Source organism: Sphingosinicella sp., assembly GCF_041916975.1.
GTDB lineage: Bacteria > Pseudomonadota > Alphaproteobacteria > Sphingomonadales > Sphingomonadaceae > Sphingosinicella.
Window position 1 is genome coordinate 1,355,627 of the sequence record NZ_JAYRYK010000001.1, and the last position, 15,741, is coordinate 1,371,367.

At 57.5% G+C, this 15,741-nt stretch carries 9 protein-coding genes and 1 pseudogene; 3 read left to right on the forward strand and 7 right to left on the reverse strand.

Translation table 11 applies throughout. From position 1 onward, the window contains the following. Positions 1-98 precede the first annotated feature (98 nt). Complete coding sequence (locus tag ACE3TJ_RS06455) at positions 99-2,267, reverse strand: TonB-dependent receptor (RefSeq protein WP_374595018.1); 2,169 nt, start codon at positions 2,265-2,267, stop codon at positions 99-101. A 254-nt stretch (positions 2,268-2,521) separates the two neighbouring features. Here ACE3TJ_RS06455 and ACE3TJ_RS06460 point away from each other — a divergent pair, with 254 nt between their 5' ends. The 3 genes and pseudogenes from ACE3TJ_RS06460 to ACE3TJ_RS06470 form a co-directional block, all read left to right on the forward strand. Further along, positions 2,522-3,358, forward strand: coding sequence for a M55 family metallopeptidase (locus ACE3TJ_RS06460; RefSeq protein WP_374595020.1), 837 nt, complete (start codon positions 2,522-2,524; stop codon positions 3,356-3,358). A gap of 666 nt (positions 3,359-4,024) precedes the next feature. Further along, positions 4,025-5,107: a DNA polymerase IV gene (gene dinB, locus ACE3TJ_RS06465; RefSeq protein WP_374595022.1), complete on the forward strand. Its 1,083-nt coding sequence runs from the start codon at positions 4,025-4,027 to the stop codon at positions 5,105-5,107. Positions 5,108-5,137: 30 nt separating this feature from the next. After that, positions 5,138-5,252 (forward strand): annotated as a pseudogene (locus ACE3TJ_RS06470) (IS630 family transposase); the annotation flags it as partial. A gap of 61 nt (positions 5,253-5,313) precedes the next feature. On the opposite strand, the gene ACE3TJ_RS06475 reads toward ACE3TJ_RS06470, so the two are convergent. The 6 genes from ACE3TJ_RS06475 to ACE3TJ_RS06500 form a co-directional block, all read right to left on the reverse strand. After that, positions 5,314-6,492, reverse strand: coding sequence for an acetyl-CoA C-acyltransferase (locus ACE3TJ_RS06475; RefSeq protein ID WP_374595024.1), 1,179 nt, complete (start codon positions 6,490-6,492; stop codon positions 5,314-5,316). Continuing rightward, positions 6,489-8,696, reverse strand: a complete 2,208-nt coding sequence (locus tag ACE3TJ_RS06480; RefSeq protein ID WP_374595026.1) for a 3-hydroxyacyl-CoA dehydrogenase NAD-binding domain-containing protein — start codon at positions 8,694-8,696, stop codon at positions 6,489-6,491. The genes ACE3TJ_RS06475 and ACE3TJ_RS06480 overlap by 4 nt, the downstream gene beginning before the upstream one ends. A 91-nt stretch (positions 8,697-8,787) precedes the next feature. Then, a complete protein-coding gene (locus tag ACE3TJ_RS06485) occupies positions 8,788-9,783 on the reverse strand; it encodes an alpha/beta hydrolase (RefSeq protein WP_374595028.1) in 996 nt (331 codons plus the stop codon). 157 nt (positions 9,784-9,940) lie between these two features. Continuing rightward, the gene (locus ACE3TJ_RS06490; protein WP_374595030.1) at positions 9,941-11,041 is read right to left on the reverse strand and encodes a hypothetical protein; all 1,101 of its coding nucleotides are present in this window, start codon (positions 11,039-11,041) and stop codon (positions 9,941-9,943) included. A 210-nt stretch (positions 11,042-11,251) separates the two neighbouring features. Beyond that, positions 11,252-13,066 carry a flavin-containing monooxygenase gene (locus tag ACE3TJ_RS06495; protein WP_374595032.1) on the reverse strand — a complete coding sequence of 605 codons (1,815 nt, stop codon included), beginning with the start codon at positions 13,064-13,066 and terminating at the stop codon, positions 11,252-11,254. Positions 13,067-13,173: 107 nt separating this feature from the next. Beyond that, entirely contained in the window at positions 13,174-15,594 is a 2,421-nt protein-coding gene (locus tag ACE3TJ_RS06500; protein WP_374595034.1) for a TonB-dependent receptor, read from the reverse strand. Positions 15,595-15,741 lie beyond the last annotated feature (147 nt).

Here is a 15,741-nt window from a genome sequence, read left to right on the forward strand (position 1 = left end):
TTTCCAGTCGGAGAGGCATTTGCCCTTTTGGCATCAAACGCGAAGGCGGCGCAGGTATAAAACCTGCGCCGCCGTTTTTCCCCCGCCCCCCTCTTGTACTAGAAGTTATACTCAAGACTGACGCCATACTTCCGCGGCGTCCCGTATCTTTCATGCCGCGTCCCCATGAGGTCAAGAACTGCCGGCGCCGTGATATAGCGCTTGTTCGTCAGGTTTTTGGCCCAGAGATAGACACCCCAGCGATTGTCTTCCGAACGGATACCAGTACGGGCATTCATCAAAGTATATCCGTCCTTGCGGCGCAGGTTTGCCGAATCCTGAAATTGATCACCGCGATATGTCAGCCCAGTGTGCAGCATGAACTCACCAAGTCCACCAATGCCCTGCGTGAATGTGATCCCGGCGCTACCATTCCATTTGGGTGAGTAGGTCAGGCGCTTTCCAGAATAGTCGGTAGCCCCCACCGAATATTCATCGAACTTGGCATTTGAATACCCGACGGCAAAGTCAAAAGACAGAGAGTCCACCGGCTTCAGCGCCCCTTCGACCTCAAAACCCTTGATGGTCGACGAGCCGGCATTCGCGATGATCTCCGTCAGGCAACTCGCATCGCCGCAGTCACGCACCTGCTGATCTGTATACTTCATATAGAACGCAGCCAGATTCAATGCGAGCCGCTTGTCGAAGTAAAGCCCCTTGAGTCCAACCTCGTAGTTCGTCACATACTCAGGATCGATCAGGGCATCCGTAACGATGAAGTTCACTTCGCCGAGATTCCATCCGCCCGCCTTGTAGCCTCTCGAGATCAGACCATAAGCGTTCGCGTTTTCGGCAACCTCGTACTTTGCGGTCACGTTATATGACCAGGCCCCCTTTTCATATTTTCCGGACACGTTCTGCGCCCTGAAGGGGAAGCCGGGAGGGACGGTCTGAAGAAACGTCATCTCCTTTTCATCGCGAGTATATCGAATGCCCGCGCCAATCGTCAGCCGATCGGTGACATGATAATCGACTTGACCAAACGCAGCGTAGCTGTCGCTCTTGAGCGCCGTCTCGTGATACAGGCCCGTGCCGACCGGGAATATCGGCACATACCCTTCCAATGTGAATATATCGATGGATTCATTGACCTTCTGGTGCATGTAGAAAAGACCGGCAGTGAAATCGATGGTGTTGCTGCCGGTTGTAGCCAAGCGCAATTCCTGGCTGAACTGATCCTGCTTCTCGTAGTTCAGATCACCGAACAAAGGTTGGTTCGTATAGTCGCGATCAAATTCACGCACCGCTTTCGCTTCTCGATATGCGGTAATGGAAGTTAGCGCCAGGCTCGATGCAACGTCGACGGTCACGTGGGCACTTACACCCGTCGCCTCTATATCTTCATCCGAGGGCCCATCAATGTTCACCTCGTATGGTTTGGGCGCCATTACGATCGGGCCTGCACCGATCGGTGGCGCGAAGCCGGCGGCCATCCAATCGAAACCGAAGGCCTCGCTTGGACCATCTTTTCGGTTGATCCTTGTCCAATCCGCAGAGATCAATATGTCCACGCCATCACCGGGAAGGAAATTGAGCTGCCCCCGCAACCCATGCGCGTCCGGCGTGTTATACGTCTCCCCGTTGTCGATGTTCTTCACATGGCCATCACCGTCCACGAGGAATCCGTCGAACTTGGCGTTCAGTACACCTGCGATCAGCGGCCCGCCAATACCAACGCGCGTCCGGATATAGTCGTAGTTTCCAAGATCAACCTTGGCGTAACCCTCGAACGTCGATGGCGGTCTCTTCGTCACGATCGAAATCGCACCGGAGATCGTATTCTTACCCTGCAGCGTACCCTGCGGCCCCCGCAGAACCTCGATGCGGGAAATGTCGACGAGATCCTGGCTGACAGCGAGCATTCGTCCCATGTAGACACCGTCCACGCTTAAACCGAAGCCGACGTCTAGACCAGCACTGTCTTCCTGATTGGCTATACCGCGGATGGCAATCGTGTTGCTTGAACGGGAGTCTTCTCCATCGATGGAAAAGTTCGCGACCTGATACTGAAGGCCCTCGAGCGTGTTGGCTCCGGTCAGCTCAATCTGTTCAGCCGACATGGCCGTCATGGACATCGGCACATCGATAATGCGCTCAGTTCTCTTGCGAGCTGAAACAATGATTTCCTCAAATGCCGCCTCTCCCGTTTCCGCGGCGTAGCCAGCAGGGCCAAATCCGCACACGCCGGCAATTCCCAGCAGAAGCGGAAGTTTTCTGATCTTCTTCATTGATTTTCGTCCCCCCAATTTTTGAATCGGAAGCGCCGTTCGGCGCACAATCCGCTCTTCGAACCTTCATTGTGCTATCATGACGTTTTCCGGGTTGTCAATATTTATTCATGAACCTTCATTCATATATATTTTTTGAAGCCAGTTTCGTTCCCGATGTGCTCTGGCAGGAATCACTTGAAGCATGCATATCGCATTGACATTCTATGAATGAATGTTCATGTATATATATTATTGTTGAAAGGATGCATTGTATGCGTGCCTATATTTCCGCGGATATCGAAGGTGTGGCCGGCATCACGAATTCCCCTCAGCTCACGCCTGCAGGCTGGGAATTCCAATCCGCACGCAAATGGATGACCGGTGAAGTCATTGCGGCAGCCGAAGCCCTGCATGAGGCAGGCGTCAGTGAGGTGGTAGTTGCGGATGGACATGGGACGGGTCAGAATATTCTCATCGACGACGTCCCAGACTATATGCGCGTGGTCCGTTCGTGGCCCCGGCCGCTCCTCCAAATGCAGGGGGTGGAAGACGGCCATTATGAGGCCGTTGTCTTCATAGGCCATCACACAAGCAGCCTCTCGCCAGATGGCCTGCTATCCCACACCTATCACGGCGGCTGCTATCGTGACATCCGAATCAACGGCGAAAGCAATTCCGAAACGGGGTTCAACGCCATGCTCGCTGCGCACTACGGGATTAAGACAATTTTCTCTTCCGGAGACGAAAGCTACATTGAGCATGTCAAGGCGCTTAACAGCGACATTGAGACATTCGTCACCAAGAAAACATATGGGCTTGCGGCCATCAATACACTGAAGCCCGCCGTCGCGCAGAAGCAGATCAAGGAAGGTGTCGCGCGAGCGTTCGCTCGACGGGATGAGATATCCCTGCTCGACCTTCCGGCAGAGTTCCGTGTCGAGTTGGAATTCAAGAATCGCATACAGGCGGACATGTGGAATTATCTACCGTGGGTGGAACGCACGGGGCCGGCGTCGATAGGCGCCACGCTCAAAGACATGGAGCAGGTCATGAAGCTCATATCGTTCGGTATGTTCTACCAGCCGAAGGACAGGCCCCAACTTGCATGAGCGCAGCATCGGCACGCTCGGTTTAGACTTCCCCCGGACTGGCCGGTGTGCACAAGGCGTTCGCGGCACACGAATATGCGGGCGCAAATGCGCGTTTCCCATTTCGGATCACACCGCGTCAACGCTGCCCGACAGTAGTCGGCGGGGGGATCGTTGTCAGCCGTTTCGTCCTGGCGGTAAGCCGCAGCAATCTTGAGAGGCTTTTCCGCTTTCTCAGCATGCCGATCGTCTTAAATGTCCTAACGATAACCATTTCGGTCGGTCACCCGTCTTCGATTCCGTAACGGTTTCGATCCACACAAATGCACAGCTGCACCGGATGCAACCGCATCCCAACGACACCCTCAATGCCACGCTATATCACGGCGACCTTTACATCTAGTTCGGCGTAAACCCGCTCGACATGGGGCATGATTGGGGGCACTTATCCTATAAAATTTCATTAACTTACTGTATTTATTATGTATTTATATCATTTCATCTTTCCACCCTCTCCGCCACAATCTATTTAAAACAAAGAGACATTTCTGAATTTCTCTTTTTCACCCCAACACCTGCCCCAACGGCGGTGATTCGCCAGGCTTCGCTATGCTTGCGCGCTCAAAACGGCTTTTCGGATATGCCCCCTTGGGCGTGTGAGAGCATCTGCGCTATCCCTGCCGTGCAATGCCTGACCACAGCCGGCGCATCATCCATATCGATATGGACGCCTTCTTCGCGTCGGTAGAGCAGCGTGACGATCCGACGCTCCGCGGGCGGCCCGTAGCAGTCGGTTATGCCGGCGCACGTGGCGTCGTCGCCGCCGCCAGCTATGAAGCGCGAAGGTTCGGCGTCCGATCAGCCATGCCTTCGTCAACGGCGTTGCGAAACTGTCCGGAGCTTCTGTTCGTGAAGCCCCGGTTCGATGTCTACAGGGCTGTGTCGCAGCAGATTCGAGCCATCTTCTCCGATTATACGCCGCTGATCGAGCCGCTGTCCTTGGATGAGGCCTACCTTGATGTGACAGCCAATCTGCGCGGCCTTCCGTCAGCGACAGCCACGGCAGCGGAAATCCGTGAGCGCATCCTTGCGGAAACCGGCCTCACCGCATCGGGAGGCATCTCTTACAACAAGTTCCTCGCCAAGCTGGCATCAGACCAGAACAAGCCCAACGGGCAGTTTGTGATCACGCCGGCACAAGGCGCTCGGTACGTGGAACGCCTTCCGGTCAGCCGCTTCCACGGCATCGGCCCAAAGACGGCGGCAAAAATGAACGCCGTGGGCATCGCAACGGGCGCCGATCTCAGGGCGCAACCGCTGCAAGCCCTCCAATCCCGCTTTGGCAAGGCGGGAGCCTGGTATCACGCCATCGCGCGAGGCGAAGACGACCGGCCCGTCAACCCGAACCGTGAACGCAAATCGTCAGGCTCGGAAACCACGTTCGACACCGACCTGACCGACCCCGCGACGATCGAGGCCGGGGTGCTGTCGCAAGCGGATGAGGTCTGGGCCTGGTGCGAGAAGACTGGCATGTACGGCCGCACCGTGACGGTGAAGGTCAAGTATGCTGACTTTCAGATCATCACCCGCAGTCGCACGCTGAGTTCCCCGGCGAGCGATCACGTAATCCTGCACGCGGTCAGTCTGGATCTCATCCGTTTGGTGCTTCCGCCTGCGAAGGGTATTCGCCTGCTGGGCGTTACCGTGTCGGGCTTTGATCTAGCGCAGCCAGCAACGGGCGAGGCTGAGCAACTGGCGTTGAAGTTTTGAACGGCTTTCAGAGATCGGAATCGAGGATAGTGGCGCGAACGGCTTTACGCCAACGCGCCGTATGATCACTGGCGCACCTTGACCTTCATTGCTGCGCCGCGACCGGATCGACGCACCCCGTGTGCTCGACGGGTCGATCAACGGGCTCAGAAGCAGCAGACATACCTAAATCCAAAATGATCACGCTCCGGACCGCACAGGCTTCGTTAGCAGATCTCAAAAAGGCCGGCCGCTCCCTGGCCGCCACCCACGCACATGGTTACCACCGCAAGCCGCGCACCCCGCCGCTTGCCCTCGATCAATGCATGTCCCGTCATGCGCGAACCGCTGACGCCATAGGGGTGGCCGAGGGCGATAGCTCCCCCGCTAACATTCAGCTTCTCGTCGGGAATACCCAAGCGGTCACGGCAATATAGCACCTGAGCGGCGAATGCTTCGTTCAATTCCCAAAGATCAATGTCGGCAACTTTGAGGCCCGCCCTCTCTAGCAGCTTTGGCACTGCAAACACCGGGCCGACACCCATCTCATCGGGCTCACATCCGGCTACGGCAAAGCCGCGGAATATTCCCATCGGCTGCAGGTTGCGACGCGCAGCCTCCTTCCCGCTCATAAGCACGCAGGCGGAGCCACCGTCCGAGAATTGAGAAGCATTGCCTGCCGTAACTACGCCGCCTTCCATCGCCGGTCGAATCGAACCGACACCTTCGCGTGTCGTGTCCGCGCGAATACCTTCGTCAGCACTCAGCAGCACTTCGCGCGTGGTGACGGCCCCCGTTTTGGGGTGGGCTACGCCCATCGTAACACTGATCGGCACGATTTCAGCATCGAACCGGCCCTCTGCAGCAGCCGCCGCAGCCTTCAACTGGCTCCGGACGCCGTACTCGCCCTGCTGGTCCCGCCCAATACCGTACCGCTCGGCGAGCGTCTCCGCGGTTTGCAGCATAGGCATATATATAGCGGGTTCATGCTCAGCGAGCCAAGGATCCCGAAGCATGTGCATGTTCAGGTGGTTCTGAACGCATGAGATGGATTCCACTCCACCCGCAACCAGAACGTCATTTTCTCCCGCAATGATCCGCTGCGCTGCGAGCGCGATAGCCTGAAGACCAGAAGAGCAAAAACGATTTACGGTGAGCCCCGGCACGCTCGTACCAAGACCTGCCCGGATCGCGGATTGACGGGCAATGTTGTACCCTGTCGCGCCTTCAGGGTTTGCACAACCGAGTATGACGTCCTCAACGCTGCCGGGCTCGACGCCCGCGCGCTGGACGGCATGATCGATAACATGGCCGCCGAGCTCGGCGCCATGCGTCATATTAAAGGCACCTTTCCACGATTTTGCAAGGGCGGTGCGGGCGGTTGAAAAGATTACGGCCTCGGTCATTCCTGGTTTCCAAAATCACGGAGATTGCGAAAGGTATCGAACTGCTCGCAGAGCAACGGATGCGGCTTCCAGACGGAAGGATCTCCATGATTGCAGTCGGCGAATTCGCGCATACGGCGCACGATATTGGAGATGCCGATGGTATCGGCCAGGTACATAGGCCCGCCTGTCCGCTCAGGGAAACCATAGCCGGTCAGATAAACCACATCGATATCCGATGCGCGCTGAGCAACGCCTTCGGCCAGCACCGCAGCCCCTTCATTGATCAGCGCGTAGATGCAACGGTCCACGATTTCAGTATCGCTGATACGGCGCGGAGAAATGGCGTTATCCGCCCGCCATTGCGGCAGTAACGCCGCCAGTTCCGAATTCGGACGTGGTTTTCGCTGCCCGTCGCCATAGTCATACCAGCCCCGCCCCACTTTTTGTCCAAGCCAACCCCGCACAACCAAAATGTCGGGCACGGCGGGATGGATTGAGCCCGGCTGTTCCGTCCGCCTGCGCTCGCGGATCGCACCGGTCACGTCGTTGCCGGCCAAGTCATTCATCCGGAACGGCCCCATAGCCATTCCCCAGCGCTCCAGAGCACGATCAACCTGCTCTGGTGCGGCGCCTTCCTCGACCATGAATTGAGCCTGTTTCAGATATTGCTCAATCATTCGGTTCCCGATGAATCCGTCGCAGACACCCGCAACGACGCCAACTTTGCCGAGCCTGCGTCCAAACGCGAGCGCGCCCGCCAGCACATCATCCGCAGTCTTACGCGCGCGAACCACCTCAAGCAGGCTCATGACATTGGCCGGATTGAAAAAATGCAGACCAACCACGTCATCGGGACGCCGTGTAAAAGCAGCGATGCGATCAACATCAAGGGCGGAGGTATTGGTTGCCAGAACCGCTCCCGGTTTCATCACCTGATCAAGGTTTTCAAAGACAGCCTGCTTGATCGGCATTTCTTCCGGAACGGCTTCAATCACCAAATCGGCATCGGAGATCGACACATAGTCGGTTACCGCCGTGATCCGCGACTGAAACGCAGATGCCGCCGGTGCATCGATCCGGCCCCGCGAAGTTTGTGCGGAGTAGTGTTCACCAATGCGTTCTTGCGCGCGTGCAAGAGCAGCCTTGTCTGAGTCCAAGATCCAGACAGGGTAGCCTGCCTCTGCGCACGCCATCGCAATGCCTTGGCCCATCGTTCCCGCGCCGATCACAGCAACAGACCGGATTTCACGTCCCTTTGGCGCCGGGTCGAGATCTTTCACCACAGCCGCCTTGCGCTGCGCGAAAAACGCGTGGCGATAAGGGTACGAAGCGAGTGATGCCCTTAGTGAACGAAAACTCGCGTACTCTTCGGCAAGCGCCTGATCGAAAGGTTTTGTCGCCGCGGCGAGAAGCGAGGCCACGGCAACTGGCTGACCCGGAAGTCGCGCGGGATTCGCATTCACAGCCGCTGCCACCAATGCAAGATACCCTTCCGCATTTGGATGTCGCACAGGCCGATCCCGCAGCCGGGGAGGCTTGCCTTCCGGCAAGCGGCGGGCGAATGCGATGGCCGCCGTTAATACGTCCTCTTCCGCGAATTCGTCGATGAGGTCCGTACCCTCGAAAACCTGCGCCTTTTCGATCTTCCCGGCAAGGATCAGGTTCGTCGCATTCTCCAAGCCGATTGCGCGGGGCAAGCGCTGGGTGCCGCCAGCGCCCGGGAAGAGACCAAGCTTTACCTCGGGCAGGCCGAGCAGCGCGTCTCGAGAGACAACACGGTAATGACAGGCGAGCGCCAGCTCGAAACCACCCCCAAGGGTCGGGCCTTGGATTGCCGCCACGACCGGCTTTGGGCAGTCATCGAGCCAGCCCGTCATTGTGAGTTGTAAATTCGGATCCGCCTCGGCCTCTTCATCGTCCATTTCATTCAGATCGGCGCCCGCGCACCACGCCCGCCCCTCAGCTGCAAGTACGATTGCCCGCAACTTTGGATCGGCCAGAGCCTCCTCCAGCGCTCGCATGACTGCGGTGCGCATTGGCCTGTTGACACAGTTCATCTTGCCGTCGTCCATGATAACGACGCCGACATCATTGCGTCGATCCAGGCGCGCTCGGCCTGTAGGGCGCGATATCATATTTTCATCCCACGAGCTGTGAAGAGATCGCGTCTTCGAGCGACTTGAATAGCCTCGCGAGCTTCGGCAACTGCGTCCACCACGCATGACATTGGTGCGGCCACTGATAAATCAGGTGCGTGCTTCATCAGGCGCGCTCGCGTTGAGCCGCTTTGGCCGTTCAACTTCTGGCTTTCGCTTATCGCTGAGGCAGCCATCCCAATTTGGTGAGAAACGCATCGGTGCGACGCATCGTGTCCTCTGCCCACTCTTCGGTTTTCACGCCAAGAGACGCATCTTCCAAACCCATCCAGATTTCTGTGAACCCATGTGGTGCGCCGTCGTAGCTCACCAACTCACACTCAGATTTCAGGGCCTTAGCGCGAACGCAGAACTGCTCGGCAATCTCGATTGGCGTAAGCACATCAGCCGTGCCTTGGAAGATGATCGTCGGGGGCAAGCCATGCTTGAGATGCTCGGATGGCGAGAATTCGAGACCGCGATCGGCGACATCCTTGCCATGTATCAGCGCCAATCTCGCGCGGCTGGCCGGCGTGCCGGTATCAAGCCCGGGGTTGTAAAGAACAAGCGCATTGGGCCGCGGGTCGATCTTCTCGTCGGCCGGGTCGTCGAAGCCCGGGACGAGTGCCGTTGCTGCGGCCAGATGGCCCCCGGCCGAGCTTCCGACGGCCGCGATCCTGGAAGAGTCGATACCGAGTTCGTCCGCATGCCCGCGCACCCAGCGCATGGCTGATTTCGCGTCTGCGATGGATTCCAGTATGGAAGAACCATGTCTGCATTTGACGCGGTAGTCGACAAGCACCGTCACCACGCCGTGCAGAGCTAGATGCGTCGCCTGAGTCTGGAATCTGCGGATCTCGCCGAAGAGAAATCCACCGCCATAAAAGAAGACGGCCGCCGGGGATTTGGCGCCGGCCGTTCGCCCTGCGGGCGTAAAGACGTGAAGGCGAAGCTCGGTCTCGCCGATCGTCTTGTATACGAACGGCTTCGACCCGTTAATGTGTAGAGCCTGTGGATCGGTCGCCTCACTGGGCAAACATTTGGCGGCCTCGGCGAACTGCCTTGCGACGTTCTCGTCGATGGCGGACTGCTGCGCCAGCGCGGATCCGGAACCGCAGCACAGCACCAGGCTCGCTACAACAGCGCGGATACGCATCGAATAACCGGATTGCATCGTCTTCACCCTCCACATTGCGGCGCCCGGCGCCGAAAAAGGCACGGGGCGTTGAGCCTGCCGTTAATGTAAGCATATTTTGCGAGACCCGATTGGCGAAATCTTCTCATTCAAATGGGCGAGCAATTTGCACCGAACCGCAGCGGGTCGCGATCGCTCAGTTCGAATTCGCCCGACTTTGGCGGACAATCCGGGGAATCCCAACCAGCAAGAGCGGCAGAACGAATATAACGGCGAATATGATCGACAAATAATTATAGCCCTGCGCGATTAGGTTTACCAAGCCGATCGACGAAAGCGCCGCGCTCGCAAGAACCGCGGCGCTTGCGAAGCCGGCATGACCAAGCTTGCCTAGCCCTGCCCCTGTACTTTCCTTCCTCCAGCTATCGATGCGCTCGATAGCACCCTGGAGCATCCCGACACCGGTCTGCACGATCAGAACGAACAGCACGAGTACATAAGCATCGAGAAACAGCGCAGGAGTCAGCGCCTCGATCATGACGTAGGTAGGCAGGGTTTGGGCAATAACGTTCGGATAGTCCGCCAGGAACGTAAGGTGAAAGACGACGGCCGGCATGATTGCTGCAAATCCGGCACAGACGCCGGCTATCAACGTCTCACGCCGGCTCTTTAGTTGCGTTCCGCAGTAGAGTAGGAGCGGAATGAATCCGACGTTCGTGATCGAATATCTGAATCCGTCTCGCACGGCGTCCGAGAGCGAGGATTCGATGTCGAATGCGCTCGCTATCGCATCGCTCCTGGTTGCGAGAACAATGACCAGCAGCACAATTAGCATCGCCGCCAGCGCAAGCACGCTGGCGACCATCGAACGCTCCACAATGTCACGCCCGCCATAATTCAGTGCAGCCACCAGCAGCAGCAGGAGGAAGCCGCCGGCAAGCGTCGGGAGGCCGAAGTGGGAGTTCAAGACCTCGCCCGACGACGATGCGCAGATCGCCAAAGCGACGATCACGGCAAGCGTGATGAACAGTTCATATATGACCCAGCCACGTCCCAAGAGGAGCTTGTAGAATCCACGATACTCGTAAGCTTTAAACAGCCGAGACAGCTCGAAGCTGAGGAACAGGCAGGTCGAATAGACCGCGGCGATAATCGCGATCGAAATGAAGCCGCCGGCGGGGCCATTGTCGCTCATGAACTCGACAACTTCACGCCCCGATCCGAACGAGCCACCAAACAAAACGGACAGGAATACTGCCGATGGGACCAGTACGATGCGAACCAGGTTGGCGAGCATATAGAATTATCCGATCACGTGCGATAGAACTCTCATCCGGTACCACCGAAGGCCATGTAATCTCATCGTCGAGATGAGCGCGCAATACAAGGCCGCTTCAAGTCGATAGTAAACTTCGAGCTGCGCCGGTGGACACGTCATGGAAGCAAACAGATGCTGTCGGCACCAGACTGAAGCGCGCCGAACGATGGCTAAGACAGGCCTTCTATTCTATTTTCCGACTAGCTCCAGGTCGCGCTCGAAGCCCTCTCCCGTGTGCCAATCCTTTAATATCTGCGCATATTCCAGCGAACCGCCCCCATAAATCGAAAGCCGCAAAACGTTATCGTCGACATTGCCGTCATTGTTCAGGTAGCCGGGCGTACAATCCGCCAGAAATTGCTGTATCGGCGGCATCTTCTCCCTCATCGTACGCGCCCATCCATCTTCGGCCTCCTTGGTCACGTCGAAGCTCGATGCACCGGAATCGATCGTCCTCTTGATGATTTTCGCGACATGGGCGGACTGGTGGTGGAACGGATAATTCGAGTTGGTCGTCCCTCCTCCGTCTCGCATGTGGCCGACCAGAACCATGTTCGGGAAGCCATGTGTGGTCATGCCGTGGAGTGTACGGAATTGCTTGCCCCACTTATCCTGCAGTGACTGCCCTCCAACACCCGTCACAGTATATTCGCCGGTCAGGTACGTGTGCGTGAACACCTCGAATCCCGTCGCGAATATGATGCAATCGAGTTCGAACAGCTTGCCCCCGACGACAACGCCTTCCGGTGCAATCCGTTCGACGCCCTTCCCTTGTGTATCCACCAAAGTCACGTTCGGTCGGTTGAACGATGGAAGATACTCGTCGTGGAATGTCGGCCGCTTGCAGTTCACGTAATAATAAGTCTTCAGCGCTTCGGCGGTCATTTTATCGGCGACGATCTCGTCCACTCGGTCCCAGTATCCCGACATCGTCAGGAAGTCGGCGATCTGCACGAGTTCGGCATCATCTGTGGTTGCTCCGCCCACGGCGGCCTTCGCCCGCTCAAGATCCACCATCGATCGCGCCAACTCCGTCCAGGCGTCGGCAACGAGATCCTCCTTGGCTTCAGTAGGTGTCAGCAGACAAATTTCGAAATTGTCCATCCGCTTTTCCTGCCAGCCCGGCTCGAGCGAATTGGCCCATTCGGGGTCGGTCTTCGCGTTCGCGCGATAATTGACCATCGAAGGGGTACGCTGGAAAACGTATAATTCCTTCGCCCATTGGGCGAGGTGCGGAATAGACTGCACGGCGGAACAGCCCGTGCCGATGATGCCGACGCGTTTGTCGCGCAGTTTCGTCATCTGGGGGTAGCCAGGTGCGCCGCCGGTATAGTCATAGTCCCAGCGCGAATTCAGGAACATGTGACCTTTGAAGGTCTCGACTCCCTCCATCGAGGGCATCTTCGGCTGCAGGAAACTTCCCGCACAAAGCGCGATGAAGCGCGCGTGGAATTCATCGCCCACATCGGTTCGCACGATCCAGCGCTGGCTATCTTCATCCCAGGTGAGCGATTGTGCCTTTGTGTTGAACAATGCTCGCGGCGTTACGCCGCCGAAGGAAGCAAGCTGCTTGAGATATGCCTGGATTTCGGTCTGGCCGGTATATTTCTGCGACGGCACGTAGCCGGTATCGTCAAGAAACGGCAGGTAGATGTGGGCTTCACTGTCGCAGGCTGCTCCGGGATATTGGTTCCAATACCAAGTGCCTCCGAATTCCGCACCGCGTTCGATCAAGCGAAGGTCCGTCACACCGTTCTGGATCAGCCGAGTGGCGGTCATGATGCCGGACATACCGCCGCCGACTACGAGGACGTCAATCTCCTCATTGTGAGGAGCCCGGTCATTCTGGCGCTTGCGCCACAGATCCTCCGTAAGGCTGCCCTCGTAATCCTTCGCAAGCGCATACTTCCGTCCGGTCGAAGTGCTGAGCCGCTTATCGCGCTCCTCTGCATACTTCTCTTTCAGCTTCTTAGGATCGATCCCAGTTGAACTCCACGCGCTCATTTCGTTCTTCCTAGACTTGTTGCTTCGCTCAAGCAGCGAGGCGCTCCCACCTCGCTGCTTGTCATGTCTGATTGCCGTTTCTCTTCCTCGCGGCAGCGCCGCGTATTTTAGAAGTTGCGAGCGAGCGTCAGCCCAATCGTCCGCGGACGGACCGTAATCAGCGCGTGAGGATCCTGGTTCGAATTGATCGCGGAGACCTGCGCCCGCTTGTTGGTGAGGTTGCGCACGAAGAATGTCGCGCGCCATAGCTCATTCGATATTCCGGCGCGCGCATTGATCAGGGTATAGGATTTCAGCTCGATGTTGAACGGGTTCGCGTCGAAATAGGCGTCGCGCTTGCCCTGATAGCTGACGTCGGCCGCCAATGTGCCCGTCCAGTCGCCGTCGAACGGCAGGGGAGCCGTGTAATCGAGGCCCAGCGCATATTGAAACCGCGGCACATCCGGCAGCTTGTCACCCGTCACCCCCCGGGTGGGATTTGCGGCCAGCTCTTCCGGGGTCGCGCCTTCCGTCAGATAGGCGTCCTGAAAGGATCCCGAGAGATTCATCGTCAGATACTGGATCGGCCGGGCCGTCAACTCGAACTCGATGCCTTTCGAAACCGCATTGCCAGCGTTGCCGATGTAGTGGAGGGCCGCAACCTGGGTCACTTCCTGTACCTGAATATCCTTCCAATCGATCCAATAGGCATTGACCTGATATTCCAGAAGACGACCGAACAAGCGACCTTTGGCGCCGATTTCATAGTTCCAGAGCGTGTCGGGCCCGAACGACGGAGGAATGGGGCCAAAGATGCTGGGCGGGTTGAGACCGCCGGAGCGGAACCCTTGTGAAGCTGTCGCATATACGAGTAGGCTCTCGTTGAACGCGTAACTGGCGTTCAGCTTGAAGGTCAGTTTATTATTGGTTTGTTCCTCGTTTACGACAGGAGCCTCGCTTTCGACGCCTTCGGGGAAACCACCGACGAGATGGGTGTTCTGCTGGACGCCATTCAGCGTTTCGCTAAAGTAGCGAAGGCCACCCATCAGCTTCAGCTTCTCGGTAACATTCCAGGTTGCCTCGCCGAACGCCGCATACTGGGTTCCCGAGCGGTAGTCCGTTCGACCGAAAACGGTGCTGCCGACGCCCGGATTCAGCAGCGCGTCCTGCGAATTCAGCGGACTGAACCGACCTATCGGCCGCCCCTCACCATTGATGGCGAGCATACCGATGTCGAGGTCCGCGGTTTCGCGTTGGCGGAAGCCGCCGATCACGAAATTGACAGGAAAATCAAAGTCCGAAGCGAAGCGTAGTTCGCTCGAGTTCACCTTACGCTTGACCGTTTCAAAGGTCACGACGGGAAGGGGAACACCGAAGCTCGTCAGAATCGCCGTGTTGTCGATATTATAGTCGTGATCCCGATTGAACTGATTGGTCGTGGCCGTGAACGTACCGAACGAGGTCGTGTAATTCGCGGTCAGGCTATACACCTCAAGGTTGTCCTCGCGAGGTGTGCGGCCGACGTCCGTGTTGCACAGATCACACCCTTGGATGATAGGGGCGCCCTGCACCTCGAAGGCCGTAATGCCTTCCGGCGTGTATCGCGACGAGCCGTTCGTTGTCGAACGCTGGCGCGTGTACGAAGCGTCGATTGTCAGGGCACTGGTAGGCTGGATGCGCAGAATGGCACGACCGCCGAGGACATTGTCGTTGTTGACATTGCGAACAAGGCCAATCGGGTTGTTCAAGCTGGCGCCGACGCGGACTTGATCGACGAAACCGCTGTCGTCGATACCCCAGCCAACCAAGCGCAGGGCCACCTTATCGGAGACGACAGGCAGGTTCAGGGCGCCGTTGGCATTGTAGTTGGTGCCGCCATGGCTGGTACTGGACACCTCACCGCTCACATATCCGCTGAATTCGTTGAGATCGGGCTTTTTGGTGATGAAGCGGATCGTACCGCTCATCGATCCGGCACCGTAGAGCGTGCCTTGCGGGCCGCGCAGCACCTCGATGCGATCCAGATCGTAGAGCCGGATATCCGACTGGAATCCGCCGCCATCATTGGCATTCGATCCGCTGATCACGGCTTCGTCATAGTAGACGCCGGTCGTCGAAGCGCCGGTCGAGCTGATACCGCGGATAACATATTTGCGGTCGCCCGGGCCAAGATCCTGGACTGCGAGGCCGGGTATCTTTCCCGCAACGTCCATGAAGCCGATAACGCCCTGCTTCTGCAGAGACTCGCCTGAAATAGCCTGGATCGAAGTCGGCGCCTTGAGCACCGTCGTAGCGGCGCTCTTACTGGCGGTGACGACGATCTCGTTGAGACCGACATTCTCGCCGTCATTGGCGTTCCCGTCGATTCCGACGTTCTGTGCGGCCTGTGCCTCGGCGGCCATACATGGAATGCTCGTCAGCAGGCTGACACTGGCAACGCCGGCGATCAGCAACGCGCGCTGGGAGACGATACCCAGTCGGCTCGTCGGACTATTTTCGTCTGTGGCTGCCGCTGCGGCAATACGGGTTGTGACGGTGAACGGACGCATGATTTTTTCCTTCCCCCCTTGCTTGGGTGAAGGTGGCCCAAACTAGATTTGCTATTTTACTAGGACCGCCTTCAGTCTCCGTGAGTTCCTCACTAGTAGTAAATTCGGCTAGTTTATGGTTTGGGCACAAGCGAATATAATTGCTCG